This is a genomic window from Xanthomonas sp. NCPPB 3005, assembly GCF_041228095.2.
Lineage (GTDB): Bacteria > Pseudomonadota > Gammaproteobacteria > Xanthomonadales > Xanthomonadaceae > Xanthomonas_A > Xanthomonas_A bonasiae.
Genome location: NZ_CP166096.2, coordinates 954028 through 980762 on the forward strand (window position 1 = coordinate 954028; position 26735 = coordinate 980762).

20 protein-coding genes are annotated in these 26735 nt (G+C 69.9%); 17 read left to right on the forward strand and 3 right to left on the reverse strand.

The window, feature by feature from the left end:
• The first annotated feature begins 15 nt into the window (after positions 1 to 15).
• Positions 16 to 2412, forward strand: a complete 2397-nt coding sequence (locus tag AB8810_RS04175) for a TonB-dependent receptor (protein WP_369915646.1) — start codon at positions 16 to 18, stop codon at positions 2410 to 2412.
• A gap of 440 nt (positions 2413 to 2852) precedes the next feature.
• Here AB8810_RS04175 and AB8810_RS04180 read toward each other — a convergent pair whose 3' ends face one another.
• Complete coding sequence (locus tag AB8810_RS04180; protein WP_369915647.1) at positions 2853 to 4838, reverse strand: sigma-54-dependent Fis family transcriptional regulator; 1986 nt, start codon at positions 4836 to 4838, stop codon at positions 2853 to 2855.
• A gap of 255 nt (positions 4839 to 5093) precedes the next feature.
• Positions 5094 to 6026 (reverse strand): carbohydrate kinase family protein, encoded by a 933-nt coding sequence (locus tag AB8810_RS04185; RefSeq protein ID WP_179567385.1) that lies wholly within the window; start codon positions 6024 to 6026, stop codon positions 5094 to 5096.
• Positions 6027 to 6288: 262 nt separating this feature from the next.
• On the opposite strand from AB8810_RS04185, the gene AB8810_RS04190 reads away from it, so the two are divergent.
• The 13 genes from AB8810_RS04190 (at position 6289) to AB8810_RS04250 (ending at position 22960) form a co-directional block, all read left to right on the forward strand.
• Entirely contained in the window at positions 6289 to 7335 is a 1047-nt protein-coding gene (locus AB8810_RS04190; RefSeq protein WP_003465837.1) for a rod shape-determining protein, read from the forward strand.
• A 169-nt stretch (positions 7336 to 7504) separates the two neighbouring features.
• Positions 7505 to 8632 (forward strand): rod shape-determining protein MreC, encoded by a 1128-nt coding sequence (mreC, locus tag AB8810_RS04195; RefSeq protein ID WP_369915648.1) that lies wholly within the window; start codon positions 7505 to 7507, stop codon positions 8630 to 8632.
• Entirely contained in the window at positions 8629 to 9114 is a 486-nt protein-coding gene (gene mreD / locus AB8810_RS04200) for a rod shape-determining protein MreD (RefSeq protein ID WP_179567381.1), read from the forward strand. Before mreC ends, mreD begins: the two co-directional genes overlap by 4 nt.
• A gap of 1 nt (position 9115) precedes the next feature.
• Positions 9116 to 11173, forward strand: coding sequence for a penicillin-binding protein 2 (mrdA, locus tag AB8810_RS04205; RefSeq protein WP_191825241.1), 2058 nt, complete (start codon positions 9116 to 9118; stop codon positions 11171 to 11173).
• Positions 11170 to 12288: a rod shape-determining protein RodA gene (rodA, locus tag AB8810_RS04210; RefSeq protein ID WP_179567377.1), complete on the forward strand. Its 1119-nt coding sequence runs from the start codon at positions 11170 to 11172 to the stop codon at positions 12286 to 12288. Before mrdA ends, rodA begins: the two co-directional genes overlap by 4 nt.
• 340 nt (positions 12289 to 12628) lie before the next feature.
• Positions 12629 to 13963 carry a virulence factor family protein gene (locus AB8810_RS04215; RefSeq protein ID WP_369915649.1) on the forward strand — a complete coding sequence of 445 codons (1335 nt, stop codon included), beginning with the start codon at positions 12629 to 12631 and terminating at the stop codon, positions 13961 to 13963.
• Positions 13964 to 14402: 439 nt separating this feature from the next.
• On the forward strand, positions 14403 to 15545 hold the full coding sequence (locus tag AB8810_RS04220; protein WP_369915650.1) for an NAD(P) transhydrogenase subunit alpha: 1143 nt from the start codon (positions 14403 to 14405) through the stop codon (positions 15543 to 15545).
• A gap of 3 nt (positions 15546 to 15548) precedes the next feature.
• Entirely contained in the window at positions 15549 to 15875 is a 327-nt protein-coding gene (locus AB8810_RS04225) for an NAD(P) transhydrogenase subunit alpha (RefSeq protein WP_179567371.1), read from the forward strand.
• Positions 15876 to 15879: 4 nt separating this feature from the next.
• Positions 15880 to 17286: an NAD(P)(+) transhydrogenase (Re/Si-specific) subunit beta gene (locus tag AB8810_RS04230; RefSeq protein ID WP_369915651.1), complete on the forward strand. Its 1407-nt coding sequence runs from the start codon at positions 15880 to 15882 to the stop codon at positions 17284 to 17286.
• Between the two features lie 67 nt (positions 17287 to 17353).
• Complete coding sequence (locus AB8810_RS04235; protein ID WP_369915652.1) at positions 17354 to 18745, forward strand: NAD-dependent succinate-semialdehyde dehydrogenase; 1392 nt, start codon at positions 17354 to 17356, stop codon at positions 18743 to 18745.
• A gap of 225 nt (positions 18746 to 18970) precedes the next feature.
• The gene (mltB, locus tag AB8810_RS04240) at positions 18971 to 20107 is read left to right on the forward strand and encodes a lytic murein transglycosylase B (protein ID WP_369915653.1); all 1137 of its coding nucleotides are present in this window, start codon (positions 18971 to 18973) and stop codon (positions 20105 to 20107) included.
• Positions 20104 to 21558, forward strand: a complete 1455-nt coding sequence (locus AB8810_RS04245; protein ID WP_369915654.1) for a septal ring lytic transglycosylase RlpA family protein — start codon at positions 20104 to 20106, stop codon at positions 21556 to 21558. Before mltB ends, AB8810_RS04245 begins: the two co-directional genes overlap by 4 nt.
• Positions 21559 to 21751: 193 nt before the next feature.
• Positions 21752 to 22960 carry a D-alanyl-D-alanine carboxypeptidase family protein gene (locus AB8810_RS04250; RefSeq protein ID WP_369915655.1) on the forward strand — a complete coding sequence of 403 codons (1209 nt, stop codon included), beginning with the start codon at positions 21752 to 21754 and terminating at the stop codon, positions 22958 to 22960.
• 186 nt (positions 22961 to 23146) lie between these two features.
• Here the strand turns inward: AB8810_RS04250 and AB8810_RS04255 are convergent, their stop codons facing one another.
• A complete protein-coding gene (locus AB8810_RS04255) occupies positions 23147 to 24208 on the reverse strand; it encodes a lipid A deacylase LpxR family protein (RefSeq protein ID WP_369915656.1) in 1062 nt (353 codons plus the stop codon).
• A 282-nt stretch (positions 24209 to 24490) separates the two neighbouring features.
• Here AB8810_RS04255 and AB8810_RS04260 point away from each other — a divergent pair, with 282 nt between their 5' ends.
• Genes AB8810_RS04260 through lipA form a run of 3 tightly spaced genes read left to right on the forward strand, consistent with a single transcriptional unit; the run spans position 24491 to position 26509 of the window.
• The gene (locus AB8810_RS04260; RefSeq protein WP_009606261.1) at positions 24491 to 24769 is read left to right on the forward strand and encodes a DUF493 family protein; all 279 of its coding nucleotides are present in this window, start codon (positions 24491 to 24493) and stop codon (positions 24767 to 24769) included.
• The gene (gene lipB, locus AB8810_RS04265) at positions 24757 to 25470 is read left to right on the forward strand and encodes a lipoyl(octanoyl) transferase LipB (protein WP_372530414.1); all 714 of its coding nucleotides are present in this window, start codon (positions 24757 to 24759) and stop codon (positions 25468 to 25470) included. The genes AB8810_RS04260 and lipB overlap by 13 nt, the downstream gene beginning before the upstream one ends.
• A gap of 22 nt (positions 25471 to 25492) precedes the next feature.
• Positions 25493 to 26509, forward strand: coding sequence for a lipoyl synthase (gene lipA, locus AB8810_RS04270; RefSeq protein ID WP_179567355.1), 1017 nt, complete (start codon positions 25493 to 25495; stop codon positions 26507 to 26509).
• Positions 26510 to 26735 lie beyond the last annotated feature (226 nt).

Below are 26735 nucleotides of genomic sequence, written 5' to 3' on the forward strand. Positions count from 1 at the left end.
CACGTAGGAGCAAACATGGCTTGCAACAAGGAACGTGGTACTTCGCTGGCAAGCGCGCATGCGCTGGCCGTCGCCATCGCCATCGCCTTGGCCGCCGCGCCGGCCGGCGCGCAGACCACGGTCAATGCCGGCGATGCGCAGATCACCGCGCTGGACCGGGTCGAGGTCACCGCCACGCCGATCCCCGGCACCCTGATCGATGCCGACCACCTGCCGTACACGGTGCAGACCGCCAACGCCGACGACATCGCGCGCAGCCAGGCTAGCAACCTCACCGATTTCATGCTGCGGCAGATGAACGGCGTGGACACCAACGAGGTGCAGGGTAGCCCGTTCCAGACCGATCTCACCTTCCGCGGTTTCCGCGCCTCGGCGTTGCCGGGCGCCTCGCAGGGCGTGTCGGTCTACCTGGACGGGGTGCGCATGAACGAACCGTTCGCCGACATCGTCAGTTGGGACATGATGCCGGAGGCGGCGATCCGCAGCGTGGCGCTGATGCCCGGCTCCAACCCGTTGTTCGGCCCCAACACGCTGGGCGGCGCGCTGGCGTTCACCACCCAGTCGGGCCTGACCGCGCCGGGCCTGCGCGCGGATCTGTCGTTCGGCAGCGGCGCACGCAAGCGCCTGGACGCGTCCTACGGCTATGCCGGCCGCGATGGCCTGCACGCCTTCGTCGCGGTCACCGGTTTCGACGAGGACGGTTGGCGCGACGCGTCCGAAGGCCGCCTCGGCACCGTGTTCGGCAAGCTCGGGCGGCAGGGCGAAAACACCGACTGGGACGTGTCGCTGCTGCACGGGCGCAGCCGCCTGATCGGCAACGGCCTGCTGCCCGGCAGCCGCTACACCGATGACGGCATCGAGCCCGGTCTGTACGAGGCCGATCGCGACGCGGTCTACACCTCGCCGGACCTGACCCGCAACCGCAACACCCTGCTGACCGCGCAACTGGACCATCGCTTCGACGCGGACACGGCGCTACATCTGTTGGCCTATTACCGCGACGGCCGCCGGGACACCGTCAATGGCGACATCAACGAGGACTACGAGGAATTCGTCGAGGACTGCGCCGATGGCTACGCCGCCGACGGCACGCCGCTGGACGACGACTGCACGGTGTCGCGCGCCGAGGCCGACGCCCTGCACAGCGGCGTGCTCAACACCACGCAGATGCGCCAGCACGCCGAGGGCGTGGCACTTAACTTCAGCCGCCAGGCCGGCGCGCATGCGCTCAGCCTCGGCGCCACCTACGATCGCAACCGGGTGCGCTACCGGCAATACGCACAGGAAGGCTTCGTGGAGGACGACCGCGCCGTCGTCGCCGATCCCGACGAGGAGCGCGAATTCTTTTCCGGGGTCAGCGGCCGCAGCAGCACGCTGGGCGTGTTCGCCGCCGACACCTGGGAGGTGAGCGAGGCCACCCACGTGACCGGCGCGCTGCGCTGGAACCGGGTCGAGGTCAGCAACGTGCTGTCCACCGCCGAGGACGGCGCGCTGCCGCGCGAGCGCTTCGTGTTCGCCAAGGCCAATCCGTCGCTGGGCATCACCCAGCGCCTGGGCGGCGGCTTCACCGCTTTCGCCTCGGCCTCGCAGAACAGTCGCGCGCCGACCGCGATCGAACTGGGCTGCGCCGATCCGGAACAGCCATGCCGGCTGCCGACCGGGCTGCAGGCCGACCCGCGCCTGGAGCAGATCGTCTCGCGCACCTACGAAGTCGGCGTGCGCTGGAACCCGTCGCCGGAGCAGGCCTTCAACGCCTCGCTGTACCGCGCCGACAATCGCAACGACATCCTGTTCCTGCGTGCGCCGAATACCCAGCTGGGCTACTTCGACAACGTCGATCGCACCCGCTACCAGGGCGCGGACCTGAGCTGGCGCGCCAGCAGCGGCCCGCTGCGCTGGTTCGCCGCCTACAGCTACCTGGACGCGACCTACCGCAGCGACGGCGAACTGCTGTCCGGCGAGCGCACCATCGAGCTGCATCCGGGCATGCGCATCGCCGGCCTGCCGCGCAACACGCTGAAGCTGGGCGTGGAGTGGCAGGCGCTGGCGCCATTGGCATTGGGCGCGGACCTGCGCGCGATCTCGCGGCGCGTGGCCAGCGGCAACGAGGACGGCCTGGTCGAGGATCCCGAGGACGGCGAAGACGCGGTGCGCCACGACCTGTCCACCGGCGGTTACGCGTTGATCGACGTGCACGGCACCTGGCAGATCGCCGACGGCCTGTCGCTGTACCTGCGCATCAACAACCTGTTCGATCGCCGCTACGAGACCTATGCGGCGGTCGCCGAGGACCTGTTCCCGGACGGCGCGCTGGCGCGCCCGCAGGACGCCGCGGTCGAGGACGGCCCCTCGCGCTTCGTCGCCCCTGGCGCGCCACGGCAGTACCAGGTCGGTTTGCGCTGGCGGTTCTAGGATGGCCGGTGATCTGTGCAGCGCAGCGCATGGCGCCGCGCCGCCTGCTCCGGACGAATGCTTTTTGTAGGAGCGGCTTCAATCGCGACACCGAAGCCGGAAAGTTTCAGGCTTCGACAGCAGTCGGGACTGAAGTCCCTCCTACAACGGCACGGATGTGCATCGCCGCACCATGCCACGGTTGTTTGTAGGAGCGGCTTCAGCCGCGACATCGAAGCCGGAAATTTTCAGGCTTCGGAGGCAGTCGGGACTGAAGTCCCTCCCACAACAACGGCATGGATGCGCATCGCCGCACCAGGCGGCAGCTTCTTTGTCGGAGCGACTTCAGTCGCGACATCGAAGCCGCTAGGTATCCGGCTTCGATGTCGCGGCTGAAGCCGCTCCTGCAGAGAGCGTTGGCGTACGCGGGATGGCGTGATCGAGCAGCTTCGCGCGCGCACTCAGGCCGTCGCCAACCCATGCTTGCGCAGCTTGCGATACAGGGTGTTGCGGCTGATGCCGAGTGCGTCGGCGGTGCGGCTGACGTTCCAGCGGTGGCGTTCGAGCTGCTGCTGCAGCACGCTGCGCTCGGCGCTGTCCAGGGCCACGCGGCCGGGCATGTCGTCGGCGGCGACCGCATCGCCGTTGACCAGGCACGGGCCGCTGTCGGCATCGACGATTTCCTGCGGCAGGTTGGAGATGCGGATCATGCCGTCGGCGCACAGCACCGCGGCGGTACGCAGCACGTTGCGCAGTTGCCGCAGGTTGCCCGGCCAGGCGTAGCTGAGCAGCTTGTGCAGCGCATCTTCGTTGATGCGCACGTGATGCTCGCCGCTCTCCTCGCGCAGCAGGGTGCGGATCAGTTCGGCCTTGTCGCTGCGCTCGCGCAGCGGCGGCAGGTGCAGCACCACGCCGTTGAGGCGGTAGTACAGGTCCTCGCGGAACTCGCCGGCCGTCACCATCTGCATCAGGTCGCGGTGGCTGGCGCTGATCACGTGCAGTTCCAGCGGCATCGCCCGGTCGCTGCCCAGCGGGGTCACGCTCTGTTCTTCCAGCACGCGCAGCAGCCGCGTCTGCAGCGGCAGCGGCATGTCGCCGATCTCGTCCAGGAACAGAGTGCCGCCGCTGGCCTGCAGCAGCTTGCCGTGGCGGCCTTCGCGCGCGGCATCGGTGAACGCGCCGCGCGCGTAGCCGAACAGTTCGCTCTCGATCAGCGCCTCCGGGATCGCCGCGCAGTTCACCGCCACGAACGGCCGCGCCGCCCACGGCGAGCCCCGATGCACCGCCTTGGCGAACTCTTCCTTGCCGGTGCCGGTGGCGCCGCACAGCAGGATCGACACCCGATGCGCGGCCAGCTTCAGCGCGTTGTCCAGATTGTGGCGCATGCGCGGATCGGAGCCGACGTGTTCGCGCGAATAGGTCGCCTCGCCGCTGTCGGCACTGGCGGCGCGCGCGTGGCCGGCGACAGCGTCGCGGCGCGGCGGCTGCGCCAGGGCGAAGAAGCGGCGCCCGTGGCAGGCGCAGCGGATCGACCACAGCGTGCTGGCGTCGTTGCGCGCGCGCTGCTCCACGGTGTCGAAGTCCAGCTGCATCACCTGCGAGATGTCGCGCCCGACCAGCAGGCCGCGATCGCCCTTGCCGAGCTGTTCCAGCGCGGCATCGTTGACGGCCAGCACGCAGCCGTCGTCGCCGATCGCCATCAGCGCCTCGTGCAGCAGGCCGGCGAACTCCGGGCGGCTGTGGAAGCGCAGGATCCACGCATGCCGGTATTGCTCCAGGAAATACGAGCGCGCGATCTGCGCCGCCGACATGCGCACCAGCGCGCTGGTGTGGCGCTGTACCAGCTTGGTGTCGCGCGCGTCCGGGGTGGAAGCATCCAGTACCGCCAGCAATTGTCCGTGCGGATCGAGGATCGGCGCGCCGCTGCACGACAGCGGCAGATGCCGGACCAGATAATGCTCGCCGCGGTGCACGCCGAGCGCGCTGCGCTCCACCGCGCAGGTGCCGATGCCGTTGGTGCCCTGGTAGCGCTCGGCCCAGCTGGCGCCGCAGAACAGCCCGGTCTCGCGGAATTCGCGCAGCAGCGCCGGGTCCTGCACGCTGTGCAGCAGGGTCGCCTCGGCATCGGCGAACACCACCGCGTAGCCGCCGCCGGCGATCTGCTCGTAGAGGTTCTCCATCTCCACCTTGGCGATGCGCAGCACCTCTTCGAGCCGCTGCTGGCGCTCGCGCAGCCCGCTGCCGTCGTGGACCATCGGCGAAGGGGGGGCGTCCGGACTCAGTCCGTACTCGTCCAGGCAGCGCTGCCAGGAGCGCGCCAGCGCCGGCGGCAGCGGTTCGATCTGGCGGAAGCGGCGCATCCGCGCCAGCAACGCGGATTCCGCCTCGGCAGCGGACGGCGGTCCAGCCGTGGCCTGCAGGAGGTTGGCGACAGTCAGTTCCGACACGTGGCGCATCCTCGGTCCCCACCCGGGACCAGAGCGGCAGTGACGCACAAACCGGGCCTTGGCTCAAACTGCAGTGCAGCAAAAGTGGGGAGTCGGGAATGGGGAATCGGGAATGGCAAGAGCGGCTTGGCTGGTGCGCATCCCGTTCCGCCTTGTAGCCAAAACGAAAAACCGCGCGAAAGCGCGGTTCTTTGTGGTCTCAGGACGCCGGGTTCCCGCTTTTACGATTCCCCATTCCCGATTCCCCACTCGCGGCTACAAGGCATACCCGAACTGCTGCTTGAACTGGTCGTTGAACTCGTCGAAGTCGAAGCGCTGGTTCTGGGTGCCCGGGTGTTCCACCTTCAGCGCGCCCATCAGATTGCCCATGCGCCCGATCGTCAGCCAGTCGCAGCCGCGCTCGATGCCGAAGATCAGGCCGGCGCGGAACGCGTCGCCGCAGCCGGTCGGGTCGACCACGCGGCGCTCGTGCGCCGGCGGGACGTCGTAGGTCTTGTCGGGGGTATACACCAGCGCGCCCTTTGGGCCCTGGGTGGTGATGTAGGCCTGCACCCGCGAGACGATGTCCTGCTCGTTCCAGCCGGTGCGCTCCTGCAGCAGGTTGGACTCGTAGTCGTTGACCACCACGTAGTCGGCCTGTTCGATGAAGGTGCGCAGCTCCGGGCCGTTGAACAGCGGCATCGCCTGGCCAGGATCGAAGATGAAGGGGATGCCGCCGGCGGCGAACTCCTCGGCGTTCTGGATCATGCCCTCGCGCCCGTCCGGGCCGACCAGGCCCAGGGTCACGCCCGGCACGTCGCGCACGTGGTTCTCGTAGCTGCGCATCATCGCGCCGGGATGGAACGCGGTGATCTGGTTGTTGTCGTGGTCGGTGGTGATGAACGCCTGCGGGGTGAACAGCTCGTCGATCACCTTGACCCGCGACAGGTCGATGCCCAGCGTCTCGAAATGCTCGCGGTACGGACCGAAATCCTGGCCCACGGTGCCCATCGGGATCGGATCGCCGCCCAGCAGGTGCAGGTTGTAGGCGATGTTGCCGGCGCAGCCGCCGAACTCGCGGCGCATCCGCGGCACCAGGAACGACACGTTCAGGATGTGCACCTTGTCCGGCAGGATGTGGTTCTTGAACTGGTCCGGGAACACCATGATGGTGTCGAAAGCGAGGGAACCACAGATCAGTGCGGACATCGGGCAGGCCTTGGCGGAGGGATGAGCCCGCATTCAGGCGGGCAGCGTGCGGGGTCGCCGCGGCGCAAAGGGTAACGGCTGCGGCCGGGCAGGGCCACAAGCACGATGCACGGCGCCCCCTGCGAGTGCATGCAAGGCGCGGTTTTAGCGAGAATTTTCCTTGCCCGCACCCAGGTGGGTTGTTACGCTAGCAGACTTCGTTTTCTGCCCATTTTTTCGCCATTCGGCGACGGCACGCGACTCCCCAGGACTCAATTCCCCGATGTTCAAGAAACTCCGCGGCATGTTCTCCAACGACCTGTCCATCGATCTGGGCACGGCCAACACCCTCATCTACGTGCGTGGCCAGGGCATCGTGCTGAACGAACCGTCGGTGGTCGCGGTGCGCCAGGACCGGGCGATCGGCGGCACCCGTTCGGTGGCCGCGGTCGGCGCCGAGGCCAAGCAGATGCTCGGCCGCACCCCGGGTCACATCACCACCATCCGCCCGATGAAGGACGGCGTCATCGCCGACTTCACCTATACCGAGGCGATGCTGAAGCACTTCATCAAGAAGGTGCACAAGTCGCGCTTCCTGCGTCCGAGCCCGCGCGTGCTGGTCTGCGTGCCGGCCGGCTCGACCCAGGTCGAGCGCCGCGCGATCAAGGAATCGGCCGAGGAGGCCGGCGCGCGCGACGTGTACCTGATCGAGGAGCCGATGGCCGCGGCGATCGGCGCCGGCATGCCGGTCACCGAGGCGCGCGGTTCGATGGTCATCGACATCGGCGGCGGCACCACCGAGGTGGCGGTGATCTCGCTGAACGGCATCGTCTACTCGCAGTCGGTGCGCATCGGCGGCGACCGCTTCGACGAGTCGATCACCAACTACGTGCGCCGCAACCACGGCATGCTGATCGGCGAGGCCACCGCCGAGCGGATCAAGCTGCAGATCGGCTGCGCCTATCCGCAGGAAGAGGTGCAGGAGATGGAAATCTCCGGCCGCAACCTCGCCGAGGGCGTGCCGAAGATGATCAAGATCAACTCCAACGAGGTGCTGGAGGCGCTGCACGAGCCGCTGTCGGGCATCGTCTCGGCGGTCAAGCTGGCGCTGGAACAGACCCCGCCGGAGCTGTGCGCCGACGTCGCCGAGCGCGGCATCGTGCTGACCGGCGGCGGTGCGCTGCTGCGCGACCTGGACCGGCTGATCTCCGAGGAGACCGGCCTGCACGTGCAGGTCGCCGACGATCCGCTGACCTGCGTGGCCCGCGGCGGCGGCCGGGCGCTGGAGCTGGTGGACATGCACGGCAACGAGTTCTTCGCGCCGGAGTGATCGTGAAGCCGGGAATGGGGAGTGGGGAATGGGGAATCGAACGGCCCCTCCGCACCGACATTGCCGGCTCCGCAGCCGCTCCCTTGCCTGCGCCCCGGCCTGATCAAGTCGGGGATGCGCTGTTGCTTTCCGATTCCCCATTCCCGATTCCCCAATCCCGGCTTTAACTGTGCCTCCCTACGCCGGTCCTCCCGTCACTGCCCGCCCGGGCGAAGCCGCCAGCACGCCGCGCCTGCTGGCGTACCTGGCCCTGGCGGTGGTGCTGATCGTGCTCGATGCGCAGGCCGGTTGGCTGGCCCAGCTGCGCAGCCAGACCAACCTGCTGGTGCAGCCGCTGTGGGCGCTGGCCGGGCTGCCGGGCCGGCTCGGCTCGCAGGTGCAGGAGAACGCCGCCAGCCATGCGCAGCTGGTCAGGGAGAACCGCGCGCTGCGCAACGAACTGCTGATCGCCAAGGCGCGGCTGACCCGGCTGCAGACCGCGGCGCTGGACAACGCGCAGCTGCGCGAGCTGCTGGGCGTGGCCGAACGCCGCGGCCTGGACGTGCAGCTGGCGCCGATCCTGGACATCGACCTGGACCCGACCCGGCAGCGCCTGGTGCTCGACGCCGGCGGCCGCGACGGCGTCCACGTCGGCCAGGCGGTCATCGACGCCGGCGGGCTGATGGGCCAGGTGATCGAGGTGACCCCGCTGCACTCCACCGTGCTGCTGCTGACCGACCCGGACCACGCGGTGCCGGTGACGGTGGCGCGCAACGGCGTGCGCCTGATCGTCTACGGCCGCGGCGACACCCTCGAACTGCGCGACGTGCCGCTCAGCGCCGGGGTCGAAGTCGGCGACGAGATCGTCACCTCCGGCCTGGGCGGGCGCTTCCCGGCCGGCTTCCCGGTCGGCACGGTGGCGACGCTGCGCCCGGACGACACCCACGCCTTCCTGGTCGGCAACCTGAAGCCGGCGGCGAAGCTGGACCGGGGGCGGGATGTGTTGTTGTTGAAGAGCCGGGAGTGGGGAATCGGGAATCGGGAATTGATGAAGCCGGCGGCTGCGGATGCAGCGCCTGTGCCGGCCACTGAGCCGGCGGCCGGTGCCGCCTCTGATTCTGCCCATGCGGCGCCGCTAACCGCGCACAACCCCGCGCCGGCAGGCAGCCGTGCCAGGGCCGCCACGCCTCGGTCGACGCAATCCCCCCCCGCCGGCGCCACCGCTGCGCCCGTGCCGGCCAAGCCGGCAAGCGCAGCACCCGATTCCCGACTCCCCATTCCCGATTCCCGTCCGTCTCCACAGGAGACGGACCAATGAGCCGCCCCCGCAGCAAAGGCTGGGTGCTGCCGGTCAGCGTGATCCTGGCGCTGGTGCTGGGCCTGTTGCCGTTGCCGCTGTTGCTGCAGCCGCTGCGGCCGTACTGGCTGGCGCTGGTGGTGGCGTACTGGGTGATCGAGACCCCGGACAAGGTCGGGTTGGGGTTCGCCTTCGCCATCGGCGTGGTCGCCGACCTGCTGTACGGCGGGGTGCTCGGCGAGCAGGCGCTGCGGCTGGTGATCCTGAGCTTCATCCTGCAGCGCTTCCGCGCGCGGATCCGCTTCTTCCCGATGTCGCAGCAGGCGCTGGCGATCGGCGGCTTGCTGGTCAACGACCGCATCGTCGCCGCGGCGGTGCACCTGGCGGTGGGCGAGCCGACGCTGCCGTGGAACTACTGGTGGGCGCCGCTGCTGGGCATGGCGCTGTGGCCGCCGCTGTTCGTGCTGCTGGACGCGCTGCGGCTGGGCCGGCGGAGCAAGTAGCGTGGCCTTCACCCGCCGCACGCAGAAGAACCCGCACGCCGAGGCCGAGCAGTTCCGGCGCCGCGCGGCGCTGGGCTTCTTCGGCGTGCTGGTGGCGCTGGTCGGCCTGGGCGCCTGGTACTTCAAGCTGCAGGTGCTGGACCACGACATCTACGCCACGCGCTCGGACGCCAACCGGATCAAGCCGCGGCCGGTAGTGCCGGGGCGCGGCATGATCTACGACCGCAACGGCCGCCTGCTGGCCGAGAACGTGCCCGCGTTCCGGCTCGACGTGACCCCGGACAAGGTCGAGGACATGGACGCGCTGCTGGCCGAGCTGGGCAAGGTCATCGCGCTGTCGGCGGAGGACATCGAGCGCTTCCAGGCCGCGCGCAAGGCCAGCCGCAGTTTCCGTCCGGTCACCCTCAAGCTGCGGGTCAGTGAGGAGGAGCGCGCGCGTTTCGCGGTGGACCGCTGGCGCTTCCCCGGGGTGGAGCTGGAGCCGTACCTGACCCGCCACTACCCCTACGGCGACCTGTTCGCGCACATCATCGGCTACGTCGGCCGCATCGACGAGAAGGACCTGGAGATGCTCGGCGAGGGCAATGCCGCGCTGACCCACATCGGCAAGTCCGGGCTGGAGCGCTACTACGAGGAGGAACTGCGCGGCAAGGTCGGCTACGAGCAGGTCGAGACCAACGTGCAGGGCCGCGCGATCCGTACCGTCGGCCGGGTCCCGGCGCAGTCCGGCGCCGACCTGCGCCTGTCCATCGACGCCGACCTGCAGCGCGCGATGGTCGCCGCGTTCGGCGACTACCAGGGCGCGGCCATCGCGATCGATCCGCGCACCGGCGAGATCCTGGCGATGGTCAGCCTGCCGTCCTACGATCCCAACCTGTTCGTCAACGGCATCTCGCACGCCGACTTCCAGGCGCTCAACAGCGATCCGTCGCGGCCGCAGTTCAACCGCCTGGTGCTCGGCGGGGTGGCGCCCGGTTCGACCATCAAGCCGTTCATGGGCCTGGCCGGTCTGGACAGCGGCACGCGCCGGCCGGAGGACAAGATCCTGTCCACCGGCATGTTCTACCTGCCCGGGGTCAGTCGCGGCTGGGGCGACTCGCACCGCGGCGGGCACGGCTGGACCGACCTGCGCAAGTCGATCGCGCAGTCGGTCAATACGTACTACTACAAGCTGGCCGTCGACATGGGCATCACCAAGGTCGACCAGTACATGAACCGCTACGGCTTCGGCGCGCCGACCGGCATCGACCTGATGGGCGAGATCGGCGGCATCGTGCCGTCGCCGGCCTACAAGGCCAAAAGCCGCAAGGAAGCGTGGTATCCCGGCGACACGGTCAACATCGCCATCGGCCAGGGCGACTGGAAGGTGACCCCGCTGCAGCTGGTGCGCGCGGTGGCCGGCATCGCCGATGGCCAACTGCGCACCCCGCACCTGGTGATGGCCCAGCGCGGCGCGTTCGACCAGCCGTGGGCGCCGGTGGCGCTCGGCCCGGGCAAGCCGATCAGCGACAATCCCGGCAACCTGCAGGCGGTGCGCGAGGGCATGATGGACACCATGCGTCCCGGCGGCAGCGGGCATGCGATCGCGGTCAGCGCGCCGTACCAGATGGCCGGCAAGACCGGTACCGCGCAGGTGGTCAGCCGCAAGGGCCTGGCAGCGGTGGATCCGCGCAGCCTGCCGATGCACCTGCGCCATCGCTCGCTGTTCGAGGGTTTCGCCCCGGCCGAGCAGCCGACCATCGCGCTGGCGGTGGCGGTGGAAGGCGGCGGCTACGGCGCCAGCACCGCCGCGCCGATCGCGCGCAAGATCTTCGACGCCTGGCTGCTCGGGCGCCTGCCCGCGGGCATCGAGCCGCTGGACAGCCTGCGCGGCGCCACCGCGTTCGGCAGCCAGCTGTACTACGCCGAGGACCCGGGGTCGCGCGGCGCCGCCGACGCGGTCGCGCTGGCCGCCGGCGAGCGCCCGGTGCTGATCGGCCCGGTCGAAGTGGAGGCCGCCGCGGTGCCGCTGCCGGCGGCGCCGCCACCGATCCCCGACGAGATCCCGGACGAACGATGAAGGATTTCCTGCGCTGGCTGACCGATCTCGGCGGCCGTTTCGCCCGCACCCTGGACTGGCCGATGTGCCTGGCCCTGGGCGCGCTGATGGTGATCGGCCTGGCGGTGCTCAAGAGCGCCGGCGGCCAGGCCGGCGGCAACCACCTGATGCTGGCGCAGGCCATCCGCTTCGCGATCGGCGCGGCGGCGATGTGGGGCCTGTCGCGGGTCTCGGCGCTGCGCCTGCGCGCGTGGACGCCGCTGATCTACGCGCTGTCGATGCTGCCGCTGCTGGCGGTGTTCGCGCTGGGCACCGGCAAGTACGGCCGGCAGTGGCTGGACCTGAAGGTGTTCTACCTGCAGCCGGCCGAGCTGCTGAAGATCAGCATGCCGATGATGGTGGCCTGGTACCTGCACCGCGTGCCGCTGCCGCCGCGCGTGCCCACGGTGCTGGTCAGCGCGGTGATCATCGGCATTCCCACCGCGCTGATCATGCTGCAGCCGGACTTCGGCACCGGCGTGCTGATCGCCGCCAGCGGCGGTTTCGTGCTGCTGCTGGCCGGGCTGCCGTGGTGGTGGGTGGGCATCGCGGTGGGCGGCGTCGCCGCGGCCGCGCCGGTGGCCTGGCTGTGGCTGCTGCGGCCATACCAGAAGGACCGGATCATGATGTTCCTCAATCCGGAGAACGATGCGCTCGGCGCGGGCTGGAACATCATCCAGTCCAAGATCGCGATCGGCTCCGGCGGCCTGCACGGCAAGGGCTGGGGCCTGGGCTCGCAGTCGCATTTGAACTTCATTCCCGAACAGACCACCGACTTCGCGTTCTCGGTGCTCAGCGAGGAGTTCGGCTGGATCGGCGTGGCCACGGTGCTGACCCTGTACCTGGTGGTGATCGCGCGCTGCCTGTGGATCGCCGCGCAGGCGCGCGACACGTTCTCGCGCCTGCTCGCCGGCGCCACCGGCCTGGCGTTCTTCGTCTACGTGCTGGTCAACGGCGGCATGATCTCCGGGCTGCTGCCGGTGGTCGGCGTGCCGATGCCGCTGATGAGCTATGGCGGCACCTCCGCGGTGTCGCTGCTGGCCGGGCTGGGCCTGGTGATGGCGGTCAAGGCGCACCGCCCGGTGCACGGCTACTGAGCCGTACGCACCGCCGGCGCGCGCTGGCTTAACCGCAAGTATGCGGTGATGTGGCAGACGATTGCGGCATGTGTCGGCGCTGCGCACAATTCGCGTCGATGCCACGTCGCGGCGCCGGATTTTCCGGTCCGCTGCGAGCGCAGGATCCGTTCCGGGTGAGCCACGCGCGGCCTCGATGCCGCCCAGCCGACCCGCGTCCACCGAGGGGAGCCAACGCAGCGCAGCGTCGATCCGGGCCAGGCCCGTGTCGTGTCCTTGCGTCCGTCCGCCTGCACCAGTTCCTCTCTCGTCTTCCCCGTGGTTCCTGTCCGCTCGGCTGTGCCGACATGGATGTGTGTCGATGAAATTCCTGAAATTCCTGCTGCTGCTGAGCGTTGCGCTCGGCCTGAGCGGCTATGCGTTGATCCGCTACTACTTTCCTGTCGGCGCGATGCACAGCCACGGCTACGGCCGGGTCGCGCTGACCCAGCCGCCCGGCCCGCCGCAGGGCATGGTGATCCTGTTCGCCAGCGGCAACCGCGCGCAGCGCCAGGCCGCGGCGGCGCGCATCGCCGCGACCGGCGCGGTGGTCGCGACGGTCGATGGCGATCGCTACCTGACGCGCCTGCAGCGCGCCGGCACCGGTTGCGGCCATGCCTGGCACGATGCCGAGCAGTTGAGCCGGCACCTGCAGCGCGATCTGCACGGCGACCGCTACTTCCTGCCGATGCTGGCCGGCACCGGCACCGCTGCGACCCTGGCCGAGCGCATCGTCGGCGCCGCGCCGGCGGCGACCCTGGGGGGCGCGATCGGCATCGCGCCGGCGCCGACCGAGGTCTGCGCCGGCACTGCGCACCCCAACAGCGCGCAGGGCTTCGTCGACATCGCGGCGGCACCGGTGGGCGCTGCGCCGGAGACGATGCTGGCCGCGCGCGTGGCCGCGCACCTGCACATGCCGGGCAGCGGCGGTGCGCTCGACGACCTGCCGTTGACCGAATTGCCGGTGCGCGTGCCCGGCGCGCCGCTGGCGATCGTGCTGTCCGGCGACGGCGGCTGGCGCGATATCGACAAGGGCATGGCCGAGGCCTTGCAACGGCGCGGCATCGCGGTGGTCGGCTGGGACAGCCTGCGCTACTTCTGGCGCGACAAGCCGCCGGCGCAGGCCAGCGCCGACCTGGCGCGGGTCATCGACCACTACCAGCAGCGCTGGCACCCGCAGCGCATCCTGCTGGTGGGCTATTCCTTCGGCGCCACCGCGATGCCGTTCATGTACAACCGCCTGCCGCCGGCGCAGCGCGCGCAGGTCGGCCTGCTGGCCCTGTTCGGCGTGGACCACAAGGCCGATTTCCAGATCCGCGTGCGCAACTGGTTCGACCTGGGCGATGCCGCCGACGCCAAGCCGGTGCTGCCGGAAATCGCGCGCATCGCGCCGTCGCAGCTGCTGTGCGTGTATGGCGACCAGGAGAAGGACACGGTGTGCCCGCAGCTGCGCGACAGCGGTGCGAAGATCGTCGCGCTGCACGGCGGCCACCATTTCGACCAGCATCCGGCCGGATTGGCGACGATCGTCGACGCGCGTTGGCAACAGCTCGCAGAAGACGCGCGGCATCCTGTCGCGGCGCTCGATGCCGGGCATCCTCGCGCAGGCGCGGTGCAACCCGCGCCGCTGCGCACTCCGCCCGGCGCGCTGCAATAGCGATGTCCGGTGCCCCGGCCTCGGCGCTGCCGCTGCCGGGGCGGATGACGCTCCAGGCCTCCGTCGCGCCCGGCCATGCGCGCATGGCCGTCGCGTCCGCCTGCAACGCGTCATCTGCGTCGCTGCGCTGAAGGCAGGTAGCGCGCGTATCCGCGTGCACGGCTGCGACCCGCAATGCTCCACCGGCAGCGTTGCCGGCGCCTGGGCGACCACGCGTCCGGTGCGCTGCCCGCGTGCAGCGGCGAGCCGGTCGTTCCCGCGTCGTAGCCGCCGTCGCCGCGGCGAGGCGCCAGCACAACCGCGCTGACGGGCGCTATCGCTACCGGAATCGTGCCGCGCCTGTACCGCAGGCCACTGCGCCGGCCGCAATTGATCGCAATCAATGTTCGCGGCGGGCCGCGCGCGCATCGTGCCTGCAGTTCCCCACAGGCACCGACCCATGGCGTTCACCGTAGCGGTAGTGAAGGAAGAGCAGGCCGGCGAGCGCCGCGTGGCGATGGTGCCCGCGGTGCTGCCGAAGCTGGCGAAACTCGGCGCGCAATTGCGCCTGCAGGCGGGGGCCGGTACGGCCTCGCGCTTCGACGATGCCGCCTATGCCGGCGCCACCGTGCTCGACGACGCGCAGGAAGTCGTCGCCGGCGCCGACCTGGTGCTGGCGGTGCAGGCGCCGTCGCTGCAGACGCTGGCGGCGATGCGTCCGGGCAGCGTGCTGGTGGCGATGCTGTATCCGGCCAAGGCGCCGGGATTGCTGGAGCTGCTGTGCGAACGCCGCATCACCGCGTTCGCGATGGAAACCGTGCCGCGGATCAGCCGCGCGCAGGCGCTGGACGTGCTGTCCAGCCAGGCCGCGCTGGCCGGCTACTACGCGCCGCTGCTGGGCGCGGTGCACCTGCCGCGGATCCTGCCGATGATGACCACCGCGGTCGGCTCGCTGCGCGCCGCGCGCGTGCTGGTGATGGGCCTGGGCGTGGCCGGCCTGCAGGCGCTGGCCACCGCGCACCGGCTCGGCGCGATCACCGAAGGCTACGACGTGCGTCCGGAGACGCGCGAGCAGGCGCAGTCGGTCGGCGCCAAGTTCGTCGACACCGGCATCGATGCGCGCGGCGAGGGCGGCTATGCGCGCGAACTCACCGCAGAGGAGCGGGCCAAGGCCGCCGCGGTGCTGACCCAGCACATCCAGCAGGCCGACATGATCGTCACCACCGCCAACGTGCCCGGACGCACCGCGCCGATCCTGATCGACCGCGCGCAGATCGCGGGCATGAAACCCGGTGCGGTGATCGTGGACCTGGCCGCCGACAGCGGCGGCAACTGCGAGGGCAGCGTGCCCGGGCAGACCGTGGAAGTGGGGCCGGTGACCATCGTCGCGCCGTTCAACGTGCCCTCGGCATTGGCCCAGCACGCCAGCGAGCTGTACGCGAAGAACCTGTTGAACCTGCTCGAGCTGCTGGTCCGCGACGGCGCGCTGGCGCCGGACTTCGACGACGAGGTCGTGGCCGGCACCCTGCTCACCCGCGACGGCCAAGTCTGCCATCCCACGCCACATGCGGCGCCGCCTGCGCCCGCTACCAAGGAGTCCTGAGCGATGAATCTCGATCTGTCGATGAGCTGGATGATCGCGTTGTACGTGTTCATGCTCGCTGCGTTCACCGGCTACGAAGTGATCGGCAAGGTGCCGTCGATCCTGCACACGCCGCTGATGTCCGGTTCCAACTTCATCCACGGCATCGTCGTGGTCGGCGCGATGCACGCGCTGTTCAACGCCGACACCGTCGCCGGCCAGGCGATCGGCTTCGTCGGCGTGCTGCTCGGCGCCGGCAACGCCGCCGGCGGCTACGTGGTCACCGACCGCATGCTGGCGATGTTCAAGCCCAGCGCCAAATCCGTCTCCGCCTCCGCCCCGAAGGAATAGCGCCATGTTGCAGCTACTGGTGGAAGTCAGCGGGTTCGCCGCCGCCCTGTTGTTCATTCTCGGCCTCAAGCACATGTCCTCGCCGGTGACCGCGCTGCGCGGCATCGTGCTGGCCGGCATCGGCATGTTGGTCGCGGTCGCCGCCGCGTTCGGCTATCTGGCCGACCTGCAGCCCAGCGCGCAGCCGCACGCGCTGACCAATCTCGCCCTGGCGCTGCTGGCGCTGGCGCTCGGCGGCGCCTGGGCCTGGCGCAGCGGACGCAGCGTGGCGGTGACCGCGATGCCGCAGATGGTGGCGCTGTACAACGGCATGGGCGGCGGCGCCGCGGCGGCGGTGGCCGCGGTCGCGCTGACCTCGCGGCAGCCGCAGCACGGCGGCCTGCACCTGGCGGTGACCGTGCTCGGCGCGTTGATCGGAGCGATCTCGCTGTCCGGTTCGGTGATCGCCTGGGCCAAGCTCGACGGCCGCATCAACAGCGCCTGGCGCTTCAAGGGCCAGAGCGTGTTCAACGCGGGCGTGTTCGTCGCGGCGCTGGCGCTCGGCGCGCTGGTCGTTGCGCAGATCGGCGGCGGCTGGGCGGCACTGGCGTTCTTCGTCGCCGCGCTGGGCTTCGGTGTGCTGATGACGCTGCCGATCGGCGGCGCCGACATGCCGGTGGTGATCTCGCTGTACAACGCCTTCACCGGCCTGGCGGTGGGCCTGGAAGGCTTCGCGCTGCAGAACCCGGCGCTGATGATCGCCGGCATGGTGGTCGGCTCGGCCGGCACGCTGCTGACCGTGCTGATGGCCAAGGCGATGAACCGCTCGCTGGCCAACGTGCTGTTCAGCAATTTCGGCGACGGCGCCGCGGTGGCGCAGGGCGACGTGCAGGGCCGCATGACCGCGGTGGAAGCCGGCGATGCGGCGGTGGCGATGCGCTATGCCTCCAGCGTGATCATCGTGCCCGGCTACGGCCTGGCGGTGGCGCAGGCGCAGGCGCGGCTGTACGAACTGGTCAAGCTGCTGCAGGCCGCCGACGTCGACGTGAAGTTCGCGATCCATCCGGTCGCCGGGCGCATGCCCGGGCACATGAACGTGCTGCTCGCCGAGGCCGGCGTGCCCTACGACCTGATCTTCGACATGGAAGACATCAACGACAGCTTCGCCAGCACCGACGTGGCGCTGGTGATCGGCGCCAACGACGTGGTCAATCCGGCCGCGCGCACCGACAAGGCCTCGCCGATCTACGGCATGCCGATCCTCAACGCCGACCAGGCGCACCAGGTCTACGTGATCAAGCGCGGCCAGGGCAAGGGCTACGCCGGCGTGGAGAACCTGCTGTTCTACGGCGACAACTGCGACATGGTCTACGGCGATGCCGCCGCGGTGCTCAACCGCATGGTGCAGGCGGTCAAGGAACTTGCTGCCTGACCGAACCGATTCCCGTGCCGGCGCAGCCACGCGCCGGCGCTTTCCCACCTTCCACGAGGACACGACCATGGCTTATGCGACTCGCAATCCCTACACTGGCGAACTGCTCGCCAGTTTTCCCGAGGCCACCGATGCGCAGGTGCTTGCCGCGATCGGCGCTGCCGATACCGCCTTCCAGCACTGGAAGAACGCCTCCTTCGCCGAGCGCGCCAAGGTCATGCACGCGGCGGCGCAGCTGTTGCGCGCCGATGTGCGCGGCTTCGCCAAGTTGCTGACCCTGGAAATGGGCAAGCTGATCGGCGAGGCCGAAGCCGAGGTGACCCTGTCGGCCGACATCTTCGAGTACTACGCGGTCAATGCCGAGCGCCTGCTGGCACCGGAAACATTGCCGGTGGCCGATCCGGCCGAGGGCGAGGCGATGGTGGTGCACGAACCGCTGGGCGTGCTGCTGGCGATCGAGCCGTGGAACTTCCCGTACTACCAGATCGCGCGGATCATCGCCCCGCAGCTGTCGGCCGGCAACACGGTATTGCTCAAGCACGCCTCCAACGTGCCGCAGTGCGCGGCCAGGTTCGAAGCGCTGATGGCCGAAGCCGGGCTGCCGGCCGGTGCGTTCGCCAACCTCTACGCCACTCGCACCCAGGTGGAGACCATCCTGAACGATCCGCGCGTACACGGCGTGGCGCTGACCGGCTCGGAAGGCGCCGGCGCCATCGTCGCCGCGCAGGCGGCCAGGGCGCTGAAGAAATCGACGATGGAACTGGGCGGCGCCGACGCCTTCGTGGTGCTGGCCGATGCCGAGCTGGACAAGACGGTGAAGTGGGCGGTGTTCGGCCGCCACTGGAACGGCGGCCAGGTGTGCGTGTCGTCCAAGCGGATGATCATCGTGCGGGAGGTGTACGAGCAGTTCCTGGACCGCTACACGCAGGGCGTGGCCGCACTCAAGGCCGGCGATCCGATGGACGCGGCGACCACGCTGGCGCCGCTGTCCTCGCAGGGCGCGGCCGACGAGCTCAAGCTGCAGATCGCCGCGGCGGTCGACCATGGCGCCACCGCCACCGAGGTCGGTCCCAAGGTGCCGACGCAGGGCGCGTTCGTGCAGCCGACCATCCTGACCAACGTGACCAGGGACAACCCGGCCTACTACCAGGAGTTCTTCGGCCCGGTGTCGATGCTGTTCGAGGCCGCCGACGAGGACGAGGCGGTGCGCATCGCCAACGACTCGCCGTTCGGCCTGGGCGGCTCGGTGTTCACCGCCGACACCGCGCGCGGCGTCGACGTGGCCAGGCGCATCTCCACCGGCATGGTGTTCGTCAACCATCCGACCATGGTCAAGGCCGACCTGCCGTTCGGCGGCGTGCGCCGCTCCGGCTACGGCCGCGAGCTGATCGGGCTGGGCATCAAGGAGTTCGTCAACCACAAGCTGATCGACGTGGTGGACATCGACGCGCCGTTCTGAGCGTCGGCGCCGCGCAGCACTCCGGGCCGTCGGTGGGCAACCACCGGCGGCCTTTGCGTTCGTGCTGCGCGGCCGGCGATGGCGCCGATGCCGGCGCCGCGCCCCAGCGGGGCATCGCCGCGCTGCTCAGCATGAATACGCCAGGCGCACTTGACCCGCGGCAAAGTTCTTTTGTTTCATGGCGTTATTGGTGGAAATTCATCTGGACTCTGTTAACCTGCCGGCATGATTCGACGCTCGCTGATTTGCCTGATCACGCTTGGCCTGGTCGCATGCGCGACCCAGCCCAAGGCTCCGCCGCCGCCGCCGCAGGCCAATGCGCTGCCGCAGCCCGCGCCGCGCCCGGCGTTGCCGGTGGAGGCGGCGCCCGAGGCGGTGCCGGCGCCGCCGGTCGACCTGACCCCGGTGCCGTTCGAGATCGCGCGCGCCAACTTCGTCCGCGACACCGCCGCCAAGTACGGCCTGGACCCGGCACAGATCGAGGCGACGCTGGCGCAGGCGCAGTTCAAGGACGCGATCGTGGCGGCGATGTCGCGCCCGGCCGAGCGGGTCAAGCCGTGGAACGAATACCGGCCGATGTTCATCAGCCAGGCGCGCATCGACGGCGGTCGCGCGTTCCTGGCCACGCATCGCGAAGAACTGATGCGGGTGCAGGCGCGCACCGGCGTGCCGCCGGAGATCATCGTGGCGATCATCGGCGTGGAGACCAGCTACGGCAAGAACGCCGGCAGCTACCGCGTGCTCGATGCGCTGTACACGCTGGCGTTCCGCTATCCGCGCAGCGGCGACCCGGCCAAGCTCGAGCGCGAAGTGCGCCGCGAGCTGTTCTTCCGCGACGAACTCGGCCAGCTGTTCGCGCTCGGCCGCGAAGAGAACCTGGACATCGCCAGCCTGATCGGCAGCTACGCCGGCGCGATGGGCCTGGGCCAGTTCATGCCGTCCAGCTACCGCCAGTTCGCGGTGGACGGCGATGGCGACGGCAAGCGCAACCTGTTCACCGACTACGACGACATGTTCTCCTCGATCGCCAACTACTTCGTCAAGAAGGGCGGCTGGGTCCGCGACGGCGCGGTCGCGGTGCCGGCCACGCTGCGTCCCGGCGCCGAGGAATTCAATCCAACCGACTGGACCCCGAGCTACACGCTGGCCGACCTGGCCGCGCGCGGCTACCAGCCGGCCGCACCGGTCCCGGCCGGCGCCACCGCCACCCCGATCACGCTGGACGGCAGCGCCGGCAAGCAGTACTGGCTCGGCTTCCAGAACTACTACGCGATCACCCGTTACAACATTTCCAAGATGTACGCGATGGCCGTGTACCAGCTGTCCCAGGCCATCGCCGGCAAGGAGTTACCCCCGGCATGAACCCGAACGCGCTGCTCCGGATCGTTCCCGTCGTCGCCCTGCTGGCGCTGGCCGCCTGCAGCAGCGCCCCGAAGAAGACCGCCGGCGGCGGCGCCGCCGCGCCCGGGGTCAGGGTGGAAGGCCGCGGCCCGGCGCATGTCGCCACCGGCTGCCCGTCCACCTCGCCGTACGCGCCGGCCAAGGAAGACCCGTCCACGCGCGGCAACTACACCGCCGGCGGCCTGTACGCGCCGGGGGTCAGCGACAGCACGCCGGACTACGTGCCCAACGTGGCCTGCATCCCCGAGCCGCTGGTCACCAACGAGCCGCGCTCGGCGGTCGGCAACCGCTCGCCGTACATGGTGCTCGGCCGCGAATACAAGATCATCGACGACCCGCACAGCTACGTCGAACGCGGCACCGCCTCGTACTACGGCAGCAAGTTCCATGGCCGCCTGACCTCCAACCGCGAGGTCTACGACATGTACGCGTTCACCGCCGCGCACAAGACCCTGCCGCTGCCCAGCTTCGCCCTGGTCACCAATCTGGACAACGGCGAATCGGTGGTGGTGCGGGTCAACGACCGCGGACCGTTCCATGACGACCGGGTCATCGACCTGAGCTACGCGGCGGCGGTCAAGCTCGGCATCACCGGCAAGGGCACCGGCCGGGTCGAAGTGCGCGGGCTGACCCCGGCCGACAACGGCAACCTGCTCGCGTCGCGGCGGACCGGCAAGCAGGTCGCGACCGGCACCGCGCTGGCCAGCGCGGCCGGAACGGGCAGTGCGGTGCAGACCGCGGCGGCGCGGCGCGCCACCGACATGGACAACCTGGTCAAGGCCTTGCCGGCCAAGCCGGCCACCGTCGTCGCCGCGGCCAGCGTGCCGGCGCGCAGCGCTGCCGCCTCCAGCACCACTGCCGCGCCCAGCGCCGCCAGTGCGACCGCGGCGGCAGCCGCTTTGCCGGAAGGCGAGCGCTGGCGCTATCGCGTGCAGGCCGATGCCGACACCGCGGCCAATGCCGACCATTTCGACGACTGGATGAAATCGCGCGGCGTGCGCGTGGCCACCGGCAAGCCGGCCAAGGTCGATGCGAGCGTCGCCACCACGCAGGTGCCGCCGCGACGCGCCACCGCTGCCGCGGCGCCGGCGTCCACCGCGACCACCGTCGCGGCTGCGGCATCGGCACCGGCCGTGTCGGCGACCCGCGCGGCCGCCGACAACGCGGCCGCGCGCGGCCCGCTCGGCATCCTGTTGCAGGTGGCCAGTTTCGCCAGCCGCGAGAACGCCAACCACGCGCTGTCGCAGCTGGCCTCGGCCGGCATCGTCGGCGCCAGCGTCAGCGACATCGTGTCCGGCGGACGCACGCTGTGGCGGCTGCGGGTCGCGGCCGAGGACCATGGTCGCGCCACCGAGTTGGCCAGCCGCATCGCCGGCCTCGGCTTCGGGCGTCCGCAGATCGTCAAGGACTGAAGCGCGCGGCAAACCCGCACGCCTGTGGCTGGCGCCGCCGTGTACCAGCGATCGCCAGGTTCGCGTGTCGCTCCCGCGCCGATGGCTTAACGCCGACTCCCGCCTGCGACGCTGCGGCGCCTGGGCGGGCGCCGGCTGGCCCTACAATGCCTCGTTTACCATCGGCCTTCGGGCCTGCCAGGAGTCGTTTTAGATGAAATTCCGCTTCGCCGTCGCCGCCGTGGCCACCTTCGCCGTCGGCCTGGTTTCCGCGCAGACCCCCGGCCCGGTGCCGGCATCGCCCGCCGCCGCCGCCGCGCCCGCCGCCGTGGCGATCCCGCCGGCGCCCAAGCCGGCCGTGTCCAAGTCCTGGGTGTTGATGGACTACGCCACCGGCCAGGTGTTGGCCGGCGAGAACGAACATGTGCGGGTGGCCCCGGCCAGCATCACCAAGGTGATGACCTCCTACGTGATCGCCGCCGAACTGAAGCTGGGCAAGATCAAGCGCGACGACCAGGTCATGCTCAGCGAACGCGCCTGGCGCGAAGGCGGCGCCGGTACCGACGGCAGCTACAGCGGCTTCCCGGTCAACCAGACCGCGCGCCTGGAGGACATGGAAAAGGGCATGGCGATCCAGTCCGGCAACGACGCGGCGATCGCGCTGGCCGAACACGCCGCCGGCAGCGAGGAAGCCTTCGCCTCGTTGATGAACAACTACGCGGCCAAGCTCGGCATGACCGGCTCGCACTTCGTCAACGCCCACGGCCTGTCCGCCGAAGGCCACTACACCACTGCCTACGATCTGGCGCTGCTGGGCCGGGCGATGGTGCGCGACTATCCGGAAACCTACGCCTACAACAAGATCAAGGAATTCAAGGTCGGCGACATCACTCAGCAGAACCGCAACCTGCTGCTGTGGCGCGACCCCAGCGTGGACGGCATCAAGACCGGGCACACCTCCGAGGCCGGCTACTGCCTGCTCAGCTCGGCGCAGCGCGGCGACCAGCGCCTGATCGCGGTGGTGATGGGCGACAGCTCCGAGAAGCAGCGTGCCGAGGACAGCCTGGCGCTGTTGAACTGGGGCTTCCGTTTCTACGAAACCCACCGCCTCTACGAGCCGGGCAAGCAGGTCGCGCAGCAGCGCGTGTGGAAGGGCACCGAGAAGGAAGTGCTGCTGGGCGTGGCGCAGCCGCTGCTGGTCGGCGTGCCGCGCGGCCGCTACAACGAACTGAAGCCGTCGATCGACGTGCCCAAGACCCTGGAAGCGCCGATCAAGCAGGGCCAGGCGATCGGCACGGTAAAGGTCTCGCTGGACGGCAAGGTGATCGCGCAGGCGCCGCTGGTGGCACTGAAGGCGGTCGACGAGGCCGGCTTCTTCAAGCGGTTGTGGGACAGCTTCTGGATGTGGTGGGAAGCCGAATGAGTTGAAAAAAAAGCCGGCTTACGCCGGCTTTTTTTGGGGAGTAGAGAATGGGGAATCGGGAATGGGTAGAGCGGCATTGCTGCATTCGCTCGTTACTGCCGCGATCTCACGGACGAGCTTGTCGGTTGAGGGGCGAGAAACCCGCTTTTCCCATTCCCCATTCCCGACTCCCCATTCCCGGCAGCATCAAAGCCGCCGACTGATCGTAAAGCTGCCAAACACCGGCGTCTGCTTCTGCAGGTCGAATTCGCGGGTGCTCCAGTAGCGTGCCAGTGCGAACTTCCACTTGCCGCGCATCACCGCCAGGCCGAAACCGGCCTCGCCGACGAAGGGGCGCTTCTTCACGCTGTGGCTGTCGCGGAAGGTGTTGCCGTCCAGGGTGATGTCGCGCACGACCCAACGTGCGTCGCTGGTCAGGAACAGATGCGCCGACCAGCCGCGGCCCAGGCCGTAGCGGGGCGGGGCGGTGTTCTCGCCGGCCGGGCGCAGCGGCGAGCTGCCGAAGTCGTCCGGCAATTTCCAGCCGAAGCGCACTTCGGCGCCGGCGTTGGCATGGGTCTCCAGGGTGCCGAGCGCACCGCCCCAGTGGCTGATCGCGTCCCAGCCCCAGCCGTCGGCGTTGACCGTCGCGTCGCCGGGCCAGCGGCGCATGCGTTCGTGCAGCAGGCGGAACACCGGTTCGTCGTGCAGTTGGTTGTCCCAGCCGAGGAACTTCTCGTCGCCGAGCGCGTCGTGCACCGCATCCTGCACCTGCTTGCCCTGCGCCGAGGGGCCGACCATGCCCAGCAGCAGCTGGGTGGTGCGCAGGCGGTCCTGGTTGCGCGCGTTGTAGCCGAAGTTCACCGCCAGTATCGCGGCATAGGGGCGGTCGTCCTTGATCAGGTCGCGGCGGGTCTTGTCGGTCGGGGTGTAGATGGCCTGGCCGAAACTGAAGACCATGTTCTGCTGCTCGAACTCGCCCGGGTGCAGGCGCTCCAGGTAGCGGTTGACCGCCCGCGCCAGCCGCGGCAGGCAGGGGTCGTCGGTGAAGTCGACCAGGTTCGGCGACACCAGGGTCATGCCGAAGCCGTTGGTATAGCCCTGGTCCTGGCCGGCACCGCCGAACAGGTCGTTGTCGACGCGGAAGTTCACCGTCGGCGGGGTGTCTTCCAGTGCGCTGCCGGCGCACCGGTCGGTGGCGGCAGCAGCGGGCAGCGAAGCGAGGGCGAGCACGACGGCGAGGGCGAGAGGCAGGCGCGATGACGGCATGGGCGACGTCCCTGGTAGGGAAAGAGGAATGGGTGCACCGACGCTAGCGGGACGGATGCGCGCGTCCCGTGAAGCCTGCATTCATAAAATGCCGGGGCGAGCATAGGCCGCGGCGGCGTTGGCGCGAAAGCCGTGTAGCCGTATCGCTTCGTCCTATTGGCATCGCTTGCCAACCGTGCCCACATGCTGACGCGGCGCGCCGCGGCGGCCGCTGTCCCCGCACCCGGCCTGCCGGCGCGCCGCGGCCTTGGGTTTGCCCGGCGCCGGCCCGATAATGCAGCCATGGATATCACCTCGGACAACCCCGATCACGGCTTCCAGTTCCCCGGCGTCTTCGAGCTCAGCGCGATGGGCACCGCCAACACCGGACTGGAGACCGAACTGCCGCGCCTGCTCGCCCAGGCCGGCGTGGACGTGCTGGAAGAGCGCATCAGCTGGAAGCATTCGTCCAACGGCAAGTACGTGTCGGTGCGGATCGCCTTCCGCGCCGCCGACCGCGCCCAGTACGACGCCGCGCACCTGGCGCTGCGCGAGCATCCGGAAGTGAAGTGGACGCTGTAGCCGGCGCCGCGGTACCGCCGCCGGAACCGGCGCAGGCGCCGCCGCCGTGCCGGGTCCGCGATCTCGGTCGCCAGCCCTACGCGCCGGTGTGGCGGGCGATGCAGCGCTTCACCGATGCGCGCGAGGAAACCAGCGCCGACGAACTGTGGTTGGTCGAGCACGAACCGGTGTTCACCCTCGGCCAGGCCGGCAAGCCCGAGCACGTGCTGGCGCCCGGCGAGATCCCGGTGCTGCACGTGGACCGCGGCGGCCAGGTCACCTACCACGGCCCCGGCCAGCTGGTGGTGTATCCGCTGCTGGATCTGCGCCGGCTCAAGATCGGCGTACGCGACTACGTGTGCCGGATCGAGCAGGCCATCATCGACACGCTGGACGAATGGAACATCCTCGGCCAGCGCCGCGACGGCGCGCCCGGGGTCTACGTCGGCGCGGCCAAGGTCGCCGCGCTCGGCATCCGCGTGCGCCGCGGTTGCACCTTCCATGGCCTGTCGTTCAACGTGGCGATGGACCTGGAGCCGTTCCACCGCATCAACCCCTGCGGCTACCAGGGCCTGCAGGTGACCTCGGTGCTAGACTTGGGCGGTCCCTCCGGCATGCAGGCCGTCAAACCGGTGCTGCTGGCCCAACTGGCGCGCCAGTTCGGGCTGACCCTGCAGCCGCTCGACGCCTTGCCCGACCTCACGCTCACGCACGCGGCCTGACCGCCTGCCCGCCGACGACGCCATGACCCAGCCCAGCGCACGCACCATCCCCCTGCAGGTCCTTTCCGGCGACAGCGCGCCCGCGTCCGCGCCGCTGCAGGCCGGCGTCAAGCAACTGGGCGGGGACAAGATCAACCGCTCGCCGGTGCAGTTCGCCGATGCGCCAGTGCTGCGCAAGCCGTCGTGGATCCGGGTGCGGATCCCGTCCGGCAACGCCGTGCAGACCCTCAAGGCCAAGCTGCGCGAGAACCGCCTGGTCACGGTCTGCGAGGAAGCCAGCTGCCCGAACATCCACGAGTGCTTCAGCCACGGCACCGCCACCTTCATGATCCTGGGCGAGGTCTGCACCCGCCGCTGCTCGTTCTGCGACGTCGCCCATGGCCGGCCCAAGCCGCCGGATGCGAGCGAGCCGGCCAGCCTGGCGCAGACCGTGGCCGACATGGGCCTGCGCTACGTGGTGGTGACCAGCGTCGACCGCGACGACCTGCGCGACGGCGGCGCCCAGCACTTCGCCGACTGCATCGGCGCGATCCGCGCCGCCGCGCCGGCCACCCGCATCGAGATCCTGACCCCGGACTTCCGCGGCAAGGGCCGCATGGACCGCGCGCTGGAGATCCTGGCGACCAATCCGCCGGACGTGTTCAACCACAACATCGAGACCGTGCCGGACCTGTACCCGAACGTGCGGCCCGGCGCCGACTACCAGTGGTCGCTGACCCTGCTGCAGAAGTTCAAGGCGCAGCACCCGTCGATCGCCACCAAGTCCGGGATCATGCTCGGCCTGGGCGAGACCATGGAGCAGGTGCAGGCCACGCTGCGCGACCTGCGCGCGCACGCCGTGGACATGGTCACCATCGGCCAGTACCTGCAGCCGACCGCGCACCACCACCCGGTGATGCGCTACTGGACGCCGGAGGAATACAAGGCGCTGGAGGAGTACGGCAACGCACTGGGCTTCAGCCACGTCGCCTCCGGGCCGATGGTGCGCTCGTCCTATCACGCCGATCGGCAGGCGGCCGGCGCCGGCGTCGCCGCCTGAGTTCGCCCTGCGGCCCCGTTCCGGCGCCGCCGCCGCGTCCTGGCGGTCCGCCCAGGACGCCCGCCGTGCCGGCCGCGACGCCCGCCCGCGGCGCCTGCACCGGCACCATTCACACTTCGCTACCGGGCCCCGGCTAGTCTGGTTCAGGAACAGGTGACACGGCCTGCAACTTGCGGCACTGTCGTGTTGTCTCACGCGATCTGCAGCCCCCCTGACGGCCTCGTGC

Bases quoted from the DNA above. Each gene is read 5' to 3' on its own strand.
- mreD (WP_179567381.1), top strand. From the start codon at position 8,629: ATGAGCCGCCCCCGCAGCAAAGGCTGGGTGCTGCCGGTCAGCGTGATC.
- AB8810_RS04220 (WP_369915650.1), top strand. From the start codon at position 14,403: ATGGCGTTCACCGTAGCGGTAGTGAAGGAAGAGCAGGCCGGCGAGCGC.
- AB8810_RS04245 (WP_369915654.1), top strand. From the start codon at position 20,104: ATGAACCCGAACGCGCTGCTCCGGATCGTTCCCGTCGTCGCCCTGCTG.
- AB8810_RS04185 (WP_179567385.1), bottom strand. From the start codon at position 6,026: ATGTCCGCACTGATCTGTGGTTCCCTCGCTTTCGACACCATCATGGTG.
- AB8810_RS04190 (WP_003465837.1), top strand. From the start codon at position 6,289: ATGTTCAAGAAACTCCGCGGCATGTTCTCCAACGACCTGTCCATCGAT.
- AB8810_RS04175 (WP_369915646.1), top strand. From the start codon at position 16: ATGGCTTGCAACAAGGAACGTGGTACTTCGCTGGCAAGCGCGCATGCG.
- AB8810_RS04250 (WP_369915655.1), top strand. From the start codon at position 21,752: ATGAAATTCCGCTTCGCCGTCGCCGCCGTGGCCACCTTCGCCGTCGGC.
- lipA (WP_179567355.1), top strand. From the start codon at position 25,493: ATGACCCAGCCCAGCGCACGCACCATCCCCCTGCAGGTCCTTTCCGGC.
- AB8810_RS04225 (WP_179567371.1), top strand. From the start codon at position 15,549: ATGAATCTCGATCTGTCGATGAGCTGGATGATCGCGTTGTACGTGTTC.
- AB8810_RS04215 (WP_369915649.1), top strand. From the start codon at position 12,629: ATGAAATTCCTGAAATTCCTGCTGCTGCTGAGCGTTGCGCTCGGCCTG.
- mltB (WP_369915653.1), top strand. From the start codon at position 18,971: ATGATTCGACGCTCGCTGATTTGCCTGATCACGCTTGGCCTGGTCGCA.
- AB8810_RS04235 (WP_369915652.1), top strand. From the start codon at position 17,354: ATGGCTTATGCGACTCGCAATCCCTACACTGGCGAACTGCTCGCCAGT.
- AB8810_RS04255 (WP_369915656.1), bottom strand. From the start codon at position 24,208: ATGCCGTCATCGCGCCTGCCTCTCGCCCTCGCCGTCGTGCTCGCCCTC.
- AB8810_RS04260 (WP_009606261.1), top strand. From the start codon at position 24,491: ATGGATATCACCTCGGACAACCCCGATCACGGCTTCCAGTTCCCCGGC.
- rodA (WP_179567377.1), top strand. From the start codon at position 11,170: ATGAAGGATTTCCTGCGCTGGCTGACCGATCTCGGCGGCCGTTTCGCC.
- AB8810_RS04230 (WP_369915651.1), top strand. From the start codon at position 15,880: ATGTTGCAGCTACTGGTGGAAGTCAGCGGGTTCGCCGCCGCCCTGTTG.